The 18,849-nt window shown below is 32.9% G+C and carries 16 protein-coding genes; 4 read left to right on the top strand and 12 right to left on the bottom strand.

Annotated features, from left to right (window positions below):
* Positions 1-64: 64 nt before the first annotated feature.
* From ACIGHG_RS18000 to ACIGHG_RS17990, 3 genes are all read right to left on the bottom strand, one after another.
* Positions 65-577, bottom strand: coding sequence for a GNAT family N-acetyltransferase (locus ACIGHG_RS18000; RefSeq protein WP_302847784.1), 513 nt, complete (start codon positions 575-577; stop codon positions 65-67).
* Between the two features lie 343 nt (positions 578-920).
* Positions 921-1,958, bottom strand: coding sequence for an SDR family oxidoreductase (locus ACIGHG_RS17995; protein WP_396549723.1), 1,038 nt, complete (start codon positions 1,956-1,958; stop codon positions 921-923).
* A 218-nt stretch (positions 1,959-2,176) separates the two neighbouring features.
* Positions 2,177-2,548 (bottom strand): hypothetical protein, encoded by a 372-nt coding sequence (locus tag ACIGHG_RS17990; RefSeq protein ID WP_396549721.1) that lies wholly within the window; start codon positions 2,546-2,548, stop codon positions 2,177-2,179.
* A 501-nt stretch (positions 2,549-3,049) separates the two neighbouring features.
* Here ACIGHG_RS17990 and ACIGHG_RS17985 point away from each other — a divergent pair.
* A complete protein-coding gene (locus ACIGHG_RS17985; RefSeq protein ID WP_336471796.1) occupies positions 3,050-3,595 on the top strand; it encodes a 2'-5' RNA ligase family protein in 546 nt (181 codons plus the stop codon).
* 67 nt (positions 3,596-3,662) lie between these two features.
* On the opposite strand, the gene ACIGHG_RS17980 is transcribed toward ACIGHG_RS17985, so the two are convergent.
* The 6 genes from ACIGHG_RS17980 to ACIGHG_RS17955 all read right to left on the bottom strand — a co-directional run bounded on the left by ACIGHG_RS17980 (position 3,663) and on the right by ACIGHG_RS17955 (position 10,033).
* Entirely contained in the window at positions 3,663-4,091 is a 429-nt protein-coding gene (locus ACIGHG_RS17980; RefSeq protein WP_396549804.1) for a response regulator transcription factor, read from the bottom strand.
* Positions 4,092-4,345: 254 nt separating this feature from the next.
* Positions 4,346-6,319: an ABC transporter permease gene (locus tag ACIGHG_RS17975; protein WP_396549719.1), complete on the bottom strand. Its 1,974-nt coding sequence runs from the start codon at positions 6,317-6,319 to the stop codon at positions 4,346-4,348.
* Between the two features lie 20 nt (positions 6,320-6,339).
* Positions 6,340-7,089 (bottom strand): ABC transporter ATP-binding protein, encoded by a 750-nt coding sequence (locus ACIGHG_RS17970; protein WP_396549717.1) that lies wholly within the window; start codon positions 7,087-7,089, stop codon positions 6,340-6,342.
* A 284-nt stretch (positions 7,090-7,373) separates the two neighbouring features.
* Positions 7,374-8,387: a sensor histidine kinase gene (locus ACIGHG_RS17965; RefSeq protein WP_396549715.1), complete on the bottom strand. Its 1,014-nt coding sequence runs from the start codon at positions 8,385-8,387 to the stop codon at positions 7,374-7,376.
* Positions 8,374-9,042, bottom strand: a complete 669-nt coding sequence (locus tag ACIGHG_RS17960) for a response regulator transcription factor (protein ID WP_396549713.1) — start codon at positions 9,040-9,042, stop codon at positions 8,374-8,376. Before ACIGHG_RS17960 ends, ACIGHG_RS17965 begins: the two co-directional genes overlap by 14 nt.
* A 133-nt stretch (positions 9,043-9,175) precedes the next feature.
* Positions 9,176-10,033, bottom strand: a complete 858-nt coding sequence (locus ACIGHG_RS17955; RefSeq protein WP_396549711.1) for a LysR family transcriptional regulator — start codon at positions 10,031-10,033, stop codon at positions 9,176-9,178.
* A 111-nt stretch (positions 10,034-10,144) separates the two neighbouring features.
* Here ACIGHG_RS17955 and ACIGHG_RS17950 point away from each other — a divergent pair, with 111 nt between their 5' ends.
* Together ACIGHG_RS17950 and ACIGHG_RS17945 are read left to right on the top strand one after the other, a co-directional pair.
* Entirely contained in the window at positions 10,145-11,392 is a 1,248-nt protein-coding gene (locus ACIGHG_RS17950; RefSeq protein WP_396549709.1) for an MFS transporter, read from the top strand.
* 184 nt (positions 11,393-11,576) lie between these two features.
* Positions 11,577-12,524 (top strand): phosphotransferase enzyme family protein, encoded by a 948-nt coding sequence (locus ACIGHG_RS17945; protein ID WP_396549707.1) that lies wholly within the window; start codon positions 11,577-11,579, stop codon positions 12,522-12,524.
* A gap of 164 nt (positions 12,525-12,688) precedes the next feature.
* On the opposite strand, the gene ACIGHG_RS17940 is transcribed toward ACIGHG_RS17945, so the two are convergent.
* Together ACIGHG_RS17940 and ACIGHG_RS17935 are read right to left on the bottom strand one after the other, a co-directional pair.
* Positions 12,689-13,267: a cysteine hydrolase family protein gene (locus ACIGHG_RS17940; protein ID WP_396549705.1), complete on the bottom strand. Its 579-nt coding sequence runs from the start codon at positions 13,265-13,267 to the stop codon at positions 12,689-12,691.
* Positions 13,268-13,448: 181 nt separating this feature from the next.
* A complete protein-coding gene (locus ACIGHG_RS17935; protein WP_396549704.1) occupies positions 13,449-16,817 on the bottom strand; it encodes a trifunctional glycoside hydrolase family 18/polysaccharide deacetylase/glycosyltransferase family 2 protein in 3,369 nt (1,122 codons plus the stop codon).
* Between the two features lie 388 nt (positions 16,818-17,205).
* Here ACIGHG_RS17935 and ACIGHG_RS17930 point away from each other — a divergent pair, with 388 nt between their 5' ends.
* A complete protein-coding gene (locus tag ACIGHG_RS17930; RefSeq protein WP_090912146.1) occupies positions 17,206-17,661 on the top strand; it encodes a GNAT family N-acetyltransferase in 456 nt (151 codons plus the stop codon).
* Between the two features lie 386 nt (positions 17,662-18,047).
* Here ACIGHG_RS17930 and ACIGHG_RS17925 read toward each other — a convergent pair whose 3' ends face one another.
* A complete protein-coding gene (locus tag ACIGHG_RS17925; RefSeq protein ID WP_336471792.1) occupies positions 18,048-18,848 on the bottom strand; it encodes an ABC transporter permease in 801 nt (266 codons plus the stop codon).
* Position 18,849: the final 1 nt, after the last annotated feature.

Raw genomic sequence — 18,849 nt, 5'->3', positions numbered from 1 at the left:
TTTTCTTTTAGTTATTATCCAGTTTCAATACGACTTCAAATATAATTTTTGAAAACTTACTAAATCATAGTTCTATCCAGTAACGCTGAACAATTTCGCCAGTATCAGGGGAAATTACTTCATTTTCTAAGATACCTCCAACTTTTTGAATGGTTTTGGCAGAGCCGATATTTGCTTTGTCACAAGTTATCAACACTTTCTCCAATCCTAATTTTTTTGCTTCAAATAAAGAAAGCCGAAGTTGCTCAGCGGCGTAACCTTTTCGACGTTCGTCAGGGTGCACGCTATAACCGATATGTCCGCTCTCCATCAGTAATTCTGGCGTTAATCGATGGCGAATATTGATTAAACCGAGTAATTTCCCCTTTTCAATACTCAAAAACTGAGTGGATGGAACTCGATTTGGTGGTAAATTTTCTCCTTTTTCTTGAATTTTGACCTTTTCAAGCCATTCATCAATGGAATCAAAGCGTTGTAAGGAACAACTGCCATACGGTTGCTCTCTTGAATTTAGGAATGCCTGCCGATAAGCCATGATTTGTTTGCTATGCTGGTGTGTTGGTTTCACTAACTTCATTGTCATCATCTTTCTCCTATATTATTTTTTATTCCAGTTTATAACATTCAGAATAAATCGAATAGAGTGATAGAAGTTTTTCTTTTTAGTTCATCAGTACCAAAGTTTTTATACAGGTTAATCCATTGTCTAACTCGTTCAAGATATTCTTCAATAATACGCAAATTTAATTCAAAATCATATTTAACCAAAATAAACACCCCGTCTAAATTTAAAACGGGGCAAAAAGATTTTTTGAAATCTAAATTTTATTACACAATCATATCAGATCTTTTGGACTCCCAATTTAGACGAGTCTATTTCCTTGCAAAATTTTTCTCTGCTTGATGAGTATATACTATCATCATAATTTCTCCTTCTGAAACCAAACCTCTAGCAATTCGGCCTCTCTTTCTCTTGATATACCTGCTTTTCGTTCTGTATCCTGCCTCGATTTCTCCCATAGATACACATCACAAATAGTATCTTCAATAGGTCTAAAAGAAAGACCAGCGTTAACAGCTTTTTCTATACTGATGAAAAAACTACCTTTCCACGGTTCTGTCTCTCCTTCTAATGAAAAATGTTCAGGAATCCATAAAGGCAACTCCGTCCATGGCTTTACGTTATTCTCAATTAAAAATTGTTCTTCTACCCATACAAATTCAGCATCACTATTTGTTACTGCTTTACAAGTATTTAATAGTTCCTCTATCGTCAATTCATTATTCGGCCCTGTTACATTAAACTTGCCTACTTTTCTGTTTTCTGCCATATCGAATGCCCAGGTTGCCACATCTTTCACGTCAATCAGTTGAACAGGACGGTCTGAACGCCCTGGCACCATTATTTCCCCACCTTGTGCTACACGCTGAACCCAGTATGGGAGTCGATCTGAATAGTCAAATGGCCCAACAAGAAGCCCTGCTCTTATATGCAAAACACGCCCCGGCCAATGTTTTTCTGCTTCTTCTTCACATAAGACTTTAAGTGCTCCATAATATTCGTAAGGAGATATTTTCCCATCCTCAACCGCTTTCAACTTATCGCTAGGCGGCATAGGCTGTAAATGGTAGCCTTCCTTAATATGAAGTGGAATCCAATCTTTGTAAGTAGAGATACTTGATATAAATGTATAATGTTCGATGTTATCTCCAAGTACAGCAGCAATTTTTTTAATTTGATGCGGAGCAAATCCACATGTGTCCAATACAACATCCCATTTTCGATTTGCTAAACATGATACATCACTGTCTCTATTGCCGGTTAGCTGCTCTACTTCAGGGAATACATCTTTATTCGTGCCACGATTAAATAAGGTAACTTCATGCCCTCTTTTCAATGCTTCTTCTACTAAAGCTCTTCCTAAAAAACGAGTCCCCCCCAATATAAGGACCTTCATAAAATTCCCCCCATTCATTTTCATAACCTATAAAATTAGCATTCACTTTATATAACGATTTTCCTACCGAAAAAGTTACGGGGATGATAAGAAAAGTAATGTCAGGGAATTATAACCTTTGATACCATTCTAAAGGGGCTATTTTGAAGCTTGGGGAAACAGTGGCGAATTAGATAAAAAGGGAGAACTACCTTTTCCGCACTTCTCCACTCTTTGCACTATTCCCTCAAACCCGCTCCAACAACTTTTCCTGACTTCTCATCTACAAGTTTGATGATATCTCCCAATAAACTACTCTTTGTAGAACGGAACACAACCTGTGTCACTTCTTTTCCCTCAAAGGAATAGTCTTTTAAAGCAAATCCCTGAGCATCTGCAACCGTTTTACTTACTTGGGCTTCTTTCCATTCACCAATCACTTCTTTTTTCTGTGAATCAGAAAGTGAATTCCAAGCGATTCCCCGTACATCTTTCGTTGTTTCTGTTGCTTTTGTTTTGCTGCCTGTTTGCTTATCAGTCGTTTGACATCCGCCTAATAATAGTGAAGAAAAAACAACTGCTAAGAGAATTATAGTCTTCATTTGTTTCAAAATGATTCATCTCCTGTTCTATTCATCCATCACAATTTCTATATTTCAGTGTATATTCCTTATTTTTATTCGCACTCCTAGTGAAGAATCCTCTTTTCATAGAAATCTGAACTTCACCTCACAACTCTGTCCAATTCCTATATGCTTTATAATAGAGCAAGGATGTCATAGTTGGATTATTGTCATCACAACTTTACACACCGTAAAATTTAAATTTTATGATTTTTTTGAAATTGTGTTAAAATAATTATAGAAATTAAGATTAGGAGAGATGAATTTAAACTAACCTACAAGAAAATTTTATTTACGTACAAATATTTTAATTAACTATAAAGTGAAACTTCCGTCAGTTGGGGTTTTCTTCATCCCCCACTGACGGTTAGCCCGCCCAATCGGGCTTTTACGGGTAGTTATTCCCCACCTATCTTCTTTGCTTCTCTCTAAATCTTGAGGTGGGGGTCTTACTGCCCACGAATAGCGGGATAAAAAGGGAGAATAAATATGCAATACTTTATTGGGATTGTGCCTCCAGGCGAATATCAAGAGAAAATAATTAAAGTTCAACAACGATGGGAAAATAATTTACTTGTCGATGTTGTTGAACCACACATTACGGTAAAAGCTCAAGGTGGCTTAACTGCCGATTTAGAATGGATTGAAAAATTGAAAAAGGTTTGTGAAAGTTTTTCTGTGTTCAATGTCTCCCTAAATCAACCAATGTTTTTTGGAGAAAGTGTTCTATTCTTGAGTGTTACATCAGAGAAAATTTTTGAATTACATCAAAAAATTATTAATGTCATTTCTCCTGATAATGAATTGATAAAAAAATATATGGAACTAGATAATTATGTACCTCATTTAACAATGGGACAAACACATTGGGGGTTATCTAGTAAGGAATTAAAAAACATGGCTAAAATTACTGAAAAAGAGCTCAGTCCTTATCCTACATTTGAAGTGAGTTTCATAAGGATATATCAAGAAAAAGAAACAAACAGATATGTAAAATATCTAGATATTCCGCTTAAAAAGCATACTCAAATGTAGAGTCTTATTCGCTGTCAATTCATTTAATAAGACTTTGAAAGAATAGTAAATAGTTATCCAAGCGTTTTCAGAGTGCTGTGAGGGTATTATCATTAATAAAATTGTCATCTTCCCAAAGTACCCTCATTAATCTCTGCCTTGATATCGTTTTTCCTCTATTTTTCATAAGCAACAGCATGACCTTAAATTCATTTCTAGTCAATTCTATTTTTTGTTCCTTATAGAAAAGCGTATTGTCCGTTAGATTTAATATAACACCACCGCACTCCAGTAAATCAGAACTCTCCCCACCATAAGAATACGCCCTTCTAAGCAATGCATTTATTTTCGTAATTAAAATATCCATCGAAAATAGTTTCGTTATATAATCATCCGCACCTGTATTTACAGCCATACTAATATCCATATTGGTATCTCTCGAAGAAACAAATAGAATAGGAACCTTTGATATTTCTCTTATCTGATTACACCAATAAAATCCATAAAAATTAGGTATGACTATTGGAAATAGCCATACCTAGATTATACTATATAAACCCACCTTCATTTTTCGACATCTAAATCCCTGCTACGCAGAATAATAAGTAACCTATAACTCGTTTGCTCTTTCTGTTTTTACTTCGCATGTAGCAGAAAAAGGCCCTGACCGCTTCTATGCATGGCCAGATGCTCTCTTCCACCTAAAAAGAGGGTTTTTATGCCGTTTTTTTAATTGGCATTTATATAACCCAAAGGGGGTACGCCATTTTTTTAACTTGGATTTACATAAATTTTATTCATTTGTTTTTTGTACTTACTGCTAGTTAAAATATAAAATATTATTTGAATGATAGAGTATACGCCAAAAACAATTAAACTGTTTTTCCACATATATTCCCCATCATTAATCAAATTATAGATAGTAGATAAATAGTACCCTGTGCATATTAACGCTATTATTGGAGGAACAAGAAATACTGCACCTAATTCTTTCATTGATAACCGATTAATTTCCTTCTTCGTTAAACCTATTTTCATTAATTGTTTACTTCGTTCCCTATCCTCTTCAATAGATGTAATTGTCTTAAAGTATAAAACTGCTGCACTTCCTATTAAAAGCATCATTCCCATAAAGCTAAATATAAATAGCATAAAGCCGTTTTCTCGTATCGTATCATCAAGTATATTTGCTTTAATCGTTAATGTATCGCTAACCTTTTTTCCAAAATTAGCTTCTAACTTACCCTTGATTCCCTTATATCCATTGCCATTCTTTAAATTCATAAGTACATCATAAGTAACAGCTTCGTCCCCTAACTTATTCTTCATTATGTTATAATCTTCATTATTTACAACTAAAACATCACCTCTATGATAATTATCATTGTAGAAAGTATTTACAATCGTACCTATTTGATCTCTTTTATTCTCTCTGGCTACATAGATATACTCATCCATCTTATGCTGTTCTTTATATTCCTTTAAAGACAATTCATCTTTCATTGGTTTTTTCGACAAATCTAACATAAAGCCGCCTGCTAAAAAACTACCTTGTTTTTCAATATGTGAATACAGAATTTCTCCTTGTTTTAGATTTAACTCATGATTCCCTAATGCTCTATAGCTATCTTCACTAATCACTAGTATTTGAGGATCGCGCCACAAGCATTTCCCTTCATAAACCCTGATCTCTGGAATATTTATTCCTTCTAACTCAACATAATTTTTAACTTCCGCTAAGTTTTTTTCAACAAAGTCTTTCATGCTTTTATCTTTCATTTGACTTTTATCAACAATATAACTTATATCATAAGGATACTTTGTATCAATTTGCCTTTCTGTTGACTTATACACGCCATAGGCAATAGAAATAAACATCATTGCTCCAGAAACCATTAATGTAACTACATACAAAACTGTTCGATACGATTTAAACCGATGCGAAAGAGAATTAATAAGTAAAATATTATTGTTATATGTACTTTTAAAATTCCTCAAAATCTTTACGACAACCGTCATGGAAAAGCCGATTAATAAATAAACGGACACGACTGTACCTAGTATAGATAATGTACAAACTAAGCTTACATTATTTTCTACTTCCCCATTCACAGCCATACGAAAAGCAATAAGGGAACTTACAAAAATAATGATTCCGATCACGCCTAAAACAGTGCTTGTACGCCCCACATCTTTCTTTGATTTTGACTTTAATATATTAACAACTGAGTATCTCTTTAAGAAAAACATTTGATATAGGGTTGTAAATAAAAATATTACAGCGGATATGAAAAAGATTGTTCCATAAGCTTTTATACTTAAAGGAATATTTATATGATCTATCTTCAATATTTTTCCGATGGCCATATGAAATAGTCTTGAAAATACGCTGCCCCCAAGAGATGCAAATAGAAATGAGGCCAAAGAAATAATAGCATTTTCATAACAAAGTATTTTTATTATTTCCTTTGAAGTTAATCCAATTGTAAAATATACTCCAAATTCTCTTCCTCTATATTTCGTAAAAGAAACTGTAGTGAAAATGATAAACATCCCTGAAAAAGCTACCATTAATATTACTACAGACATAAAATTTGCTTTGGTACCCGAAGTTTTATCAATTTGTATGAATTCCGGACTAAAAACGATAGTAAAAAACATAAATAAAATACATTGAATAAGACTATTACCAAGAAGATATGCCGTGTAATTTTTAATATTATGCTTAATATTCTTTATAATCATTGAAGAAAAGTCCACTGTTCTTATCCTCCTATAATTAATTGTGCTTCTATAATCTTGTCAAAGAACTCTTTTCTATTTCCATTGGAATTTATTTCAAGCTTAATTATTCCATCTTTTATAAATATAATTCTCTGACAAAAGGATGCTGCAAAAGGATCATGAGTTACCATAACAATCGTCGCTTTTTTCTCTTCATTTATCTTTTTAAAGCTTTCCATTATATTCGTTGATGATTTTGAATCTAAATTTCCTGTTGGCTCATCTCCTAATATTATTTTAGGATCTTTAATTAGTGCTCTAGCTTGTGCCACTCTCTGCTTTTGGCCTCCTGAAATATTATAGGGATAACTATTTTCCACTTTTTTTAAACCAAGGTATTCTATTAATCCATTAACCTTCTCTTCAATAATCTTCGGTTTTATCCTGTCTAATGTTAATGGAAACCCTATGTTTTCTTTAACCGTCAAGCTGTCCAACAGATTAAAATCTTGAAATATAAATCCCATATGATTTCTTCTAAAAATAGCCATATCATCCTTTTTCATCGTAAGAATATTCTTTCCATCTATGAAAATCTCACCTGCTGTAGCTTTATCAATTCCAGCTAAAATATTTAGTAAAGTTGTTTTCCCACTTCCACTAGGTCCCATAACTCCTAAAAACTCTCCATCTTCTATCTTAAAAGATATGTCATTAAGTGCTTTTATAGCTTGTGCTCCTTTAAATGCATCATAAACTTTCGTGACTCTTCTACATTCTAAAACTCTCATGTAAATCTACCTCGTTTCCCTTCAAAACTTTACCTAAAGTATATTCCTAATTATTATATTCTCAAATTGATTTTCCTTACTTAACCTTACACCGATGTAAGGTTTCTTTTGTTTCTAGTTAGCTTCCTAACAGAAGATCGTGAAAAATAATCAAAAAGGGAAATGATGATGGAGTTTTATGAAGAAAAAAACAACAAAGGAAACCAAAGTATACTTGGCTTCCTGTAAAATAGGAGCGTGTTTAGGTAAAGATGGGCATGAAAGGCCTGGGAAGAAGGCATAACCTAACAGAATTTGTCCAAATTTAAGAATTGATCCGTTTTTAAATATGTAATACTTACCATTGTACCTTTTGAAACTTCAGAAGTAATTTCTATTTTATCATTTAGATTATCACAAATGCATTTGCACATATAAAGACCGATGCCAGTCGATTTTTCTTCTTTTCTTCCATTGCTTCCCGTAAAAAACGCATCAAAAACCCTGGAAAGTTCCTCTTTTTTTATTCCTACACCTGAATCTTGTATATAAAGCGTAACTTCATTCTCACTTTCTTTTGCATAAAAACACACTTTCCCTCCTGAAAACGAATACTTTATGGCATTACTTATCACTTGCTCCATCACATATTTACTCCATTTTTTATCTGATAGGATGACATAATCTTCAGGAATATTAATCTCCGGAAATACATTCGCATAAATAAAATTTCTTTTTTGTGAATTAATGCTTTCCTTCACTAAATCCTTTAAATAGATAGCTTCAGGAACATAGTCTTTAGAAAACTCTCCTAGTCTGAATATATTCAATGCACCTTCTAAATTCATTTGCAATAAACTATTTTCATCTCGAATATCCTTAATTGCTTCTTCATTAGGTAATTTTTCTAAAGCCAAATGAATGACTGCTACAGAAGTCTTCATATTATGAATCCACTCTATAAGTAATTTTTCCTTCTCTTCATTGTTAACTTCTAAGGCATATATTTTTGAAATATAATTGTTATGAATCTCCCTTATTTCATCAAATACGTCTTCAAAAGTGCTGCCCTCAGCTTGATTATAAGCAGGACTTTCCTTTATCTCTTCAAGGGACTCATAAAATGATTTGTATATGAAAAATTTATAAACTAAATACACACCCAAACAAAAGCAACATACCAAAATAGGATAAAGAATCAATTTCTTATCATATAAGAAATAATAAAAGAGGATGATACAAAAAGAACTACATAAATAAAGAGAAATCGAAGCTTTCTCCTTTTTCAAAGTAGCTCTTACTAGTTTACTTAAGGACATATCCAATTCCCCTCTTCGTTTCGATAGTTAATTGAATTCCCTTCTCCTTAAGCCTTTTCTTTAATCTTGTTATATTAACTGTTAAAGTATTATCATCTACAAATTCATCTTTATCCCATAACTCTTCTAGCAGTTCCTCTCTTGTAACCACTTTTTCATAATTTGTGAAGAATATTTTAAGAAGCTTGTATTCATTTTTAGCTAAAGGAATACTCTCATGATCTACTCTTATTTCCATACTCTCACAAAAAAGCTTTACGTTTTTGATTTCAATCATATTTTCATTTAAGTTATTTACTCTTCTTAACACTGCATTTATTTTTGCTAAAAGTATACCCATACTAAAAGGTTTTGTGATGTAATCATCTGCTCCTAAATCTATCCCTCTAACTTGTTCTCCCTCTTCACTTCTTGAAGAAACGATAATAATGGGGGTTTGTAGCTCTTTTCTAATTACCTTCAAAAAATAAAATCCATCAAACTTCGGAAGATTGATATCTAAAAGTATTAAATCGCTCTCTGCCTTATATATTTCTTCCTCAACATGATCAAAATCTTTTATTGTCTCAACCAAATAATCATAAGCACCTAGGTATTCTTTCATATACTTTATTAACTTAACATCATCTTCTATAAGTAAAAGTTTTTTTTTCATCTTTATCCTCTTTTATAATAATCTTACGGTTAATATTTACAATTATAGCACACCATATTTGCTTTATATGACAACTCTCAAATTATTATTATCATGGCCTTAGCTATCTACTTTTATTGTAATATACAAAAAATTACATAGTTTTTTCTTTTATCATCTCAACAAATTTCTGAAGAGCAGCCGAAAAAAGTACATCTTTTCTCATGATAAAATAAGTCGGTACTTTGGAATACTTCTCATGTAAATCAGTCATAATTAAAGACTGCTCATGGTCTTTCAAAATTGATTTGACCATGACGGCTATGCCCATTCCAGCTTTCACACAACCGATGATCGCTTCAATCGTACCGAATTCTAATACACGCTTTGGATAAATGCCTTCTTCTTTTAACCACTTCTCTACCCTATTCCGATAGTGACAACCGTTCCCAAATGCTAACATAGTGACTTTATCAAGCTCTTGCAAAGTATGTAATGGTTGGTGACTAATAATCGTTAGTTCTTCCTCACAAAACAGAATTGAAGTTAAATCTGGATGATGAACATTCTCGACAATGAATGCTCCTTCTAGTTTACGTTCGAGCACAAGTTGAATTAGCTCAGTGCTTGTATGGGTTTCCAATACTAATTCGACCTCAGGATAATTTTCATAATAGTTTTTTAGAAGCGGGGGTAAACGGACTGCAGCTGTAGAGTTGGTAGATCCAATTTTCAGCGTACCAAGAGGTTTAGAGTGATTACTTTGTACCAATCTGATTGATTGCTCAGTTAAATCTAGAATCTTCCTAGCATATGTTAACAAAATCTCGCCATTAGAATTTAAAGTAACTCCCTTTCCATTCCGGTAAAATAAAGGAACTCCTAGCTCATCCTCTAGCTGTTTAATTTTCATAGTGACATTTGATTGAACATAGCTTAGTGATTTTGCTGCTTTCGATATACTTCCTTCTTCGGCTACCTTTTTAAATACAGTCAAATCTTTAATATCCACATAACTCACCTCTCATGATATCAATTTTTTTGATACTTTTTATCTTTATTATTTATTTTACATGATACCTCTATATTTATACAATAAGAGCGAAGAGGAGGTAATGATAAAATGCAGAAACAAAAAATAAGAAATGATTCCACTAGCTCTTACAGGTGGGTTATCTTATTGATTGCAACTATTTCACAAACGTTTGCTACGTTTGTTACGTACGGAATTGGTCCTTTAGCTTCTTTATGGCAGCAAGTACATCACCTATCTCAGTTTCAAACAGGGTTACTTGTATCGGCTGTAAATATTGGACCGATCTTCTCGATGTTGCCATTTGGAAACTTAATGGACCGATATGGCGAAAGATGGATTGTAGGTGTAGGGTCTGTCTTTCTTGGAGCGAGTATGTTGCTTGCCTATCCAGTCAACAATTATACATATCTAGTAGTTATTTTACTATTTGTAGGAATTTGGTATGGAACGGCACAACCTGGGGGTAGTAAAGCGATTGTAAAGTGGTTTCCTCCTCAGCGTAGAGGACTTGCCATGGGCATTCGTCAAACTGGAATTCCAATTGGAGGCGCTTTAGCTTCTAGTACGCTTCCTTTCTTTTTTTACAAATATGGACTCCCTTCTGTAATCTTTGTGCAAGCAATTGTAGCTATTAGTGGGGGCCTATTGTTCATCCTATTTTATCGTGAGGAACGTTCCACCATTCAAAAAATAGAAACAGTTTCCTTCCTGACAAAGTTAAAGCAGATACGAAGAAACGATTCTCTCTACCCTATCTTTTTAATTGGAATAACAATGATGTCATTACAAATGGTGCTCGTTTCCCACCTAATGAGTTATCTTACAAATGAAGTTCATACAAATCTTCATCACGCTGGAACATTATTAAGTGTAGTATTGCTGGGCGGAATGATTGGGAGGATCCTTTTAGCATGGGCTAGTGATAACATATTTAAAGGAAATCGTGTCATCCCATTACAAATAGCTATCGGTATCACTATCTTATTGCTCCTTTGCATGTGCTATATCATGTCTTATATGACTTTTTGGTTACTTGTAATCTTATGCTTCTTTCTTGGTTTCTTTGCCATTGGGTGGTTTAGTTTATTTATCGTTTTAGTATCAGAAAGATCAGATCCGCAATTTATTGGTTTAACTGTAAGTTTTGCTTTAACATTAAATCAATTTGCTATTGTGCTTGCACCTGTATTGTTTGGTATACTTGTTGACTATTTACATAGTTATGCTGCTCCGTTTAGTATACTAGCTCTTCTTATTGCTTTGAGTGGAATATGGTTATCTATTACCGAATATCGTAACAAACAATTACATATTCAATTCACTGATGGACTCTAAGGTAATGATTGTTCATGCAGCAGTGTAGTATGCGTCAAATTTCTGTATAATTTCATATTTCATCATAACTTTGTTTATCCATAAAAGGAATCGGGACAGTTTTTGTCGAAAAATAAATAGGCACCTTTATGCAGTATAAACTGACAAACATACGGTAGAAGAAAGATGGAATAGGAGAAGCAAAATGGAGCGAGTATTAGAAGTTTCAAAGTTTTGGATTCAAGAATCTAATTTATCAATCACACCAATTAATCCAAAGGTTACCCTTATAACTAACGAAAAGAAAAATTATGTTTTAAAGAAAAAAGAAAATCTCGATCAAATTATTGCTGAAATTAAACTACTGACAACCCTTTCAAAATATAACATCAAGGTTCAGCAGCCACTACAAACTCTCGAAGGCAATTATTTCGTTTCATACGAAAATACATATTATTGTATGTACGAACACTTAGCTGGTAATGTTCTAGAAGTCAAAGATATAAATCGCCTCAAAGTATTAGCCGGCGATATAGGAAAAGAAATCGCTAAGCTACATCAAGCTCTAAGTCAATTACATACTGAAATGCAATTTATAGAACGTGATTTATACATGACTGTTTATGAATGGGCTATCCCCACAATTGAAGAAAGCTCAAACGTTAGCCCTAAAGTTATAAGACTTATGAAACAGTTAAAACCAGATATGGAAAAAATACTACCCTCTTTACCAAAACAAATGATTCATAGAGATACGCATCTATCCAATTTAGTTTTTGAAGGGAACTCCTTTGTAGGATTTTTAGACTTTGAAATTGCAGAAATAAACATAAGAGTTTTTGATATTTGTTATTGCCTAACGAGTATACTGAATGAACTATTCACCAATGAAAAGTTAAAAAACCAGTGGTTTAGCTTAATTAAGCCCATCATCGAAGGATACAATAATCAAACTCCTCTTACACAAGAAGAAAAAAGCGTATTTTGGCATGTTATGTTAGGAATACAAGTAATCTTTATAGCTTATTTCATAAATTCGCCAGAAATACTAAAAATAAATCAAGACATGTTCATTTGGATTTATGAAAATAAGAAAACTATTGAAGAATGTGTACAAGCGGTAGCAATCCATTCATATATTGATCCTCAATAATATGAAATACCCTTACCAAACAACTTGAAAATAAAGAAAAAGAACACATATTATAAATGTTTAATATGTGTTCTAAGTCTAATCTCTTTTGTTTTATAGCACATAAATTCTTAGCAAATCCTACACATCATTCGATAACAACGTGATGCTATCCCTATAAAAAATTATTTTAAGATTCCCATTCCCATAACTTCTATCATCTCTTTCGTTGTAAGAATGGTAGCAAATTCCTCATGCAAGGTAGCCAATGAAATAGCATGAATTTCTTCTGCACTATAGTAAATATCATTTGTCCCTTTCATTCCAAATGCAGCTGTAGCATCTGAAATAAGATATGTATCAAATCCTAAATTACCGCTCATTCTAGTGGTAGTTGAAACGCAATGAGGCGTAGTTAATCCAACTATAACAACCTTTTCAATACCATTCGAACGTAAATATTCTTCCAAGTTTGTCCCTATAAATGCACTATTTACCTTCTTTTGAATAATGACTTCATCCTCAATTGGTTTTACCATATCTTTAAATTTAGAGCCCTCATGACTAGGGTGCATAATAGAATGAATATTATCTGATAGATGTTGAATATGAATAACTGGATATTTCTTTTTTCTCCATATTTTTAATAAACTCTCAATATTTTGTTCTGCTTCTAAGTTATTTCGTTTCCCCCATTTTTCATGATCAAACGCTTTCTGGACATCAATAATAATTAATGCTGCATTGTCTATTTCATATAGCATGTATATTCCCTCCTAAAATATTCAAATTCTATTAAATTTTAAATTACACATATATATTTTTGCAAATAGAAGCATCTATGTAGGTGCTAGCGATTACCATACTCATGATATCAAGGCTTTTCCTCGATACGGTAAACCGGAACACAACTAACAACAAAAAGAGAGCAGACTTTCCGCTCTCTTATGATGCTTTATTGTGACAAGAGGATTCCTTGACACTTCCCATACGCTTCAGTTTATTCCAGCCTACCGCTATTCCTCGAATAGAAGAAAATATAGATTTGATTACAACATAAGTCATAAATTGACGATAAATAAAGCGTTGTAAAATTAACCAGACTAACGGTTTAGGATTTTCCTTTTCTAATCGAAAGGCAAAGAGTGAAGCTAGAAGGTCAATTGCAAAGAATAAAAGATAAAATCCTAGAACTTTCAAAGGATGACTACTAAATATGCCCATAATCATTAATACATCTGCTAATGGAGAAATCGATTGCAGAATAAATTGGAATAACCACATATTTGGCAGTGCAATAAATCCTAATGTTTTATGTTTTACATTAAATAAAGCTTTTCGGTGCTTCCATAGACACTGAAGCGTTCCATACGACCAACGATATCGCTGTTTAACAAGACTTTTTACATCTTCAGGCGACTCCGTATAAGCATATGCTTTTTCTTCATACACAATTCGATATCCTTGACGTAAAAATGTTAGAGTAAGATCCGTATCTTCCGCAAGTGTATCTTCACTTAAGTATCCCGCTTTTTCCACACGTTTTTTATGCCATGCTCCGATAGCGCCAGGAACGACAGTAATACAATTTAACTCATCAAAAGCCCTTCGTTCTAAATTGAAGCCTGTAATGTATTCAACATGTTGCCATGTAGTCAACAAATTTCGTCTATTTCCTACTTTAACGTTACCAGAAACTGCAGCTACGTTATCATCTTCGAAATGTCTAACCATTAAAGAAATAGCATCTTGAGCAATAACGGTATCGGCATCTAATGAAATAACTATTTCTCCTCGCGATTTTTGGAATCCTACATTCATTGCGGATGCTTTACCACCGTTTTCTTTTTGGATTACATACACTTTAGGATGCTGATGAAATGCTTCTTGAATTACGTTTGACGTACCATCTTTTGACCCGTCATCCACAATAATAATTTCAAAATCCCGATAATCACTATCCAAAATAGAACGAATCGTCTTAGTAATAACTTTTTCTTCATTATATGCTGCTATCACAACACTAACAAAAGGTTGATAGGTAGAATTAGTAGATAAATGGGATGTAGCTTTCTTTTTTTGTCTAAATGCAAAATAAATTAAAAATAGGAACCGAAAAATACCTAATCCAATAGCAATATAAAAAATAGTCGTGAATATGTGATTCACATATCCTGCTCCTGAAAAAACAACTCGATCATAAAATAAATATGGCTTGTCCTCAGAAGAAATAGAAGGCATAACATCATCTCGTTTTTTACCCATTAAATCTGAAACTGTCACAAAACTATATCCATGTTTTTTTAAGTCTTCAATAATAATTGGTAGTGCCTCTACTGTATGAGTACGATCTCCGCCTGCATCATGAAGGAGAATAATATGCCCTTCACCGCTATAAACAGATTTAAGAACACGTTTTACCAATTCATTTGTTGATGGTTTAGTCCAGTCTTCAGGATCAACCTTTTCTCCAACCATTGTATAGTTCATATTTTGAGCACGCAAAATAGGTATTATCTCATTTGGTAAATATGGCTCAGCATCCGCTTCATATGGCGGTCTAAATAAAACCGTCGAGCGGCCTGTTGTTTCTTGAATAAGCCGTTGAGCGGCATTTAACTCCATTTTTGTTCGCATTGAAGAAGTATCCGCTATGTTAGGATGTGTAAAAGTATGATTACCTATTTCATGCCCTTCATCGTATATTCTTTTAAGAATACTAGTATTTAATTGCGCATTTTCACCAACTACAAAGAAATCAGCTTTTACCTTATACTTATTTAATATATCTAAGATTTCCGGCGTATATTTAGGATCAGGTCCATCATCAAATGTTAGTACTACTTGTTTTCCTTTTGGTTGTCCATAACGTTGCACTTGATATGACGATGGAAGTGATTGATACACTTCATCTGTAAGATAATTATCTTTTCCTACTTTAAAATCTCTAAGTCCTTTTTGACCTTCATGCGTAACTTTTAAGATTTCACCTTGCCCAGAATAACTTACTTGATTTATACTATCAATTTTACGTAATGGACTAAGATCCTTTTGTATTTCTATAGGATTTCTTAATGATTTCCATACAGTCGGATCCTCTGCTCCCAATCTCCAAAATGCAAATCCTTTTGCATCATTTTTCAATGCTATTTTCATTTGATTGTAAAGAGTCACACCATCTAAAAACCAAACAATATGATCCTGTGTACCTTCTCGATATCGAAAATAAGGATTTCCACTTATCTTATCCCATTGAATTTTTGCATTCGAATCATGTGTCATCTTCATAATGTCTGAAAAAGTTAAAGGTTTAGCCGGTTTCCTACTATTCCTTTCCCAATCATATCCATAGTTCCCGAAAGCAACTACTAGTTTTTCTGAAGGAATATCTAAATGATTAAGCATATTCTCAAACCATTTATTTGAAGCAATTGGACCTGAACTTCCAGTTTGATGGTGTTCATCATACATCATCACAATCATACGATCTATTTCTTTTGCTAAAGCTCCATAATCAAAAGTATTATCAGCAGCCGGAACATCTTGTGTCACAAGCAAATGATGTTGATGAAACACAGTAGTAAGTTCTTTCATAAATCTTGTTAGTTCATTTCGATCCGCTTCTGGTATTGACTCAAAGTCGATATTAATGCCTGCAAATTCATTGGTTTCAATTTGTTTTACTAAATCATTAATAAACTTTGTCTGTACATTAGCTGGTGCACGCAGCAATTTATGAATTAATGCACTATCCGCGCCAGAACCTTTTTGAGTAAAGTTATTGATTAAAGGTATAATTTTCACATGATTTTCTTTCGCTAACTTTACAATTTCAGGTTTAATCTCACTACTAATTATTAAATCTTCATTTAAGTGATACCACTCTGGTATTAACATAGTTAATGAACGAATATTATCCTTTAAAGAAGTCGTACTGTTTACATCCCAGTTTACATAAAAACCGTAAACTTCTTTAGGCTGCTTATCATTAACTTCCGAATGTTGAGAATATGTATTGTTATCCGTTTTAGGATTAGAGTACTCATATCCTCCATTTTTTAATTCTTTCTGTAACTGCTGATCGTTAAGTTTTTCATTAATAGGTACAATTTTTTTATCTTGAGTTGTAGAAGTTTTCATATACGGGAATTTCGCATCTGATAAAATACTTCGAAAGAAAAAGTAAAAAACAATAATCATAATAATTATTGTAAGACATAGAAACCAATTAAAAAATATCTTCCTTCTTCCTTTAGCATCATAAAAAATGACTTTAGATTGATCTTTCTCTTGCCGCATTGTTTTCTCTATCATTTTTTTGATATACTCCTTTTATTTCCTTCTGGTGCAAGCATAAAGTATTTTAATAAGTAAAGGATTCTAACTTAATTCATCACTTATTAGCATTGCAAATGTATATTCTTTCTCTTTCCTTCTTGAATAACTAGAAATACTACTTACCTAGACTAAGGATAAATACGATATATAATGCACTAACATGATTCTTTCTTTTCCCTAGTATAATATTCGGTCCAATCAAACATTTTGTGGGGGTAGTTTTTTGAAATTTATATATTCAATAGAGTCAGAAAAGTCAAAAAATGATATAATGAGAAATATTAACTGTTAAAGGGGAGGATTTTATGTTTTGTATATCTATTTTCATTGAGGTGATTGCATTTCATAACGAGGAGGAATAATCATGAAATTAGAAACGAAAAGACTAAGCATTATACCGTGTACGGAAGAAACAGTTGAGATTGCTATAAATCAGAAATACGATAACGGGCCGCAAATCTCAAATTATTTGAGGAAGTTAAAAGAAGATTCCTCTCTATTATATTGGGGTACTTGGCTTGTTATTCGAAAACCAGATGGTGTTGTCATCGGTGACATAGGTTTTAAGGGAAAACCAGATAAGAATAAAGAAGTAGAAGTTGGGTATGGTTTCCTTGAAAATTATTGGAATAATGGTTATGCAACAGAATCTGTAGGAGCCTTAATTCAATGGGCTTTTGAAACATCAAAAGTTGATAGAATAATAGCTGAAACACTACATGACAATCATGGTTCTATTCGTGTATTAGAAAAACTAAACATGAAAAAAATAGATACTACAGAAACAATGATTAATTGGAAAATAGATAAATTCGCGTGATTTCAAGCTTTATTTTCAGATTATAAGTGAGGATGTAAATGCAACTTTGTATGAAATTTGCTGATACCAACTTTATCGGGGTGGTTAATAGCGAAAAATACAGATCATTTGTAGATTGGGATTGGGAATTGGATATGTTATTACAACATTTGGCTACATTTTATTAAAACATCCTGCTTTGAATTAATAGCAAGTCGTGTATTATGATATAGTTTTTAATGTTTACTCTGTTAAACAAGATCCTAAAAAATGCTAATAGATTAATAATATAACGAAAAAGAGATCAGCAGAAATGCATTCCATCGAAAGAAAGCATTTTCAGCTGGTCTCTCCATTTCATGAAATATCACAAAGTATCTTTTTGTACTACTATACCATTCTTCAGATCAGCTTCCTGTACTAGTAAATGCACTTAATCCATATTTCCAGAAACGATAAGCAATGAAACATAGTATGATAGCAACGAATGGTGTACATAAAGAAACCCATTTATACCCCTTATCGAAGAAAAAGGCTGCTGGATAAAAGGATGTAAAACTGTAAGGAATAATAAACGTTAAAATAAATGCTATAACTTTATTATAAATCGTAATCGGATACCGTGAAAAATCACTTAAACTGAATACTGCTGATACAACAGGGAGGCTATCTGTCATCCAAAAAGAAAAAGTAATAAAAAACAGGTTTAACGCAACAAAGATAAGACCGCTTGATAGAATCATTATGATGAGTATCAGTACATTTCCAAGTGTAATTGCAATATCTAGATTACTAATGGAATAATAAAGAACAATTCCCCCTATTATCAGTTGTCCTAATCCATCTTGTTGAACACGCTCCGCTATAATTTGGAACAACGGGTTAATAGGACGAATAAGCAAACGATCTAAGTTTCCTGTCCGAATGTATTGCCATCCAATCGTCCATAAATTATCAAAGAAAATATGATGGATTGCCCTTCCTGCAAAAGCAATACCGTAGATTAAGAGAATTTGATAAAAATTCCATCCCTTTAAAGTTTCAATATGATCAAATACCACCTTTATGAAAAAGATGGAGGCAAATTGTTGAATGAAGACGGAAGAAATTCCGATTAGAAAGTCTACTTTATACTCCATCATAACTTTTAAGTGTTGCTTAAAATAGACAATGTATAAGAATGAGTATCGTTTAAGAGTATGCAACAAT

It is taken from the genome of Bacillus sp. NPDC077411, from assembly GCF_044543425.1.
Taxonomy (GTDB): Bacteria; Bacillota; Bacilli; order Bacillales; family Bacillaceae_G; genus Bacillus_A; species Bacillus_A bruguierae.
This window is presented reverse-complemented; position numbering and strand designations above follow the sequence as displayed.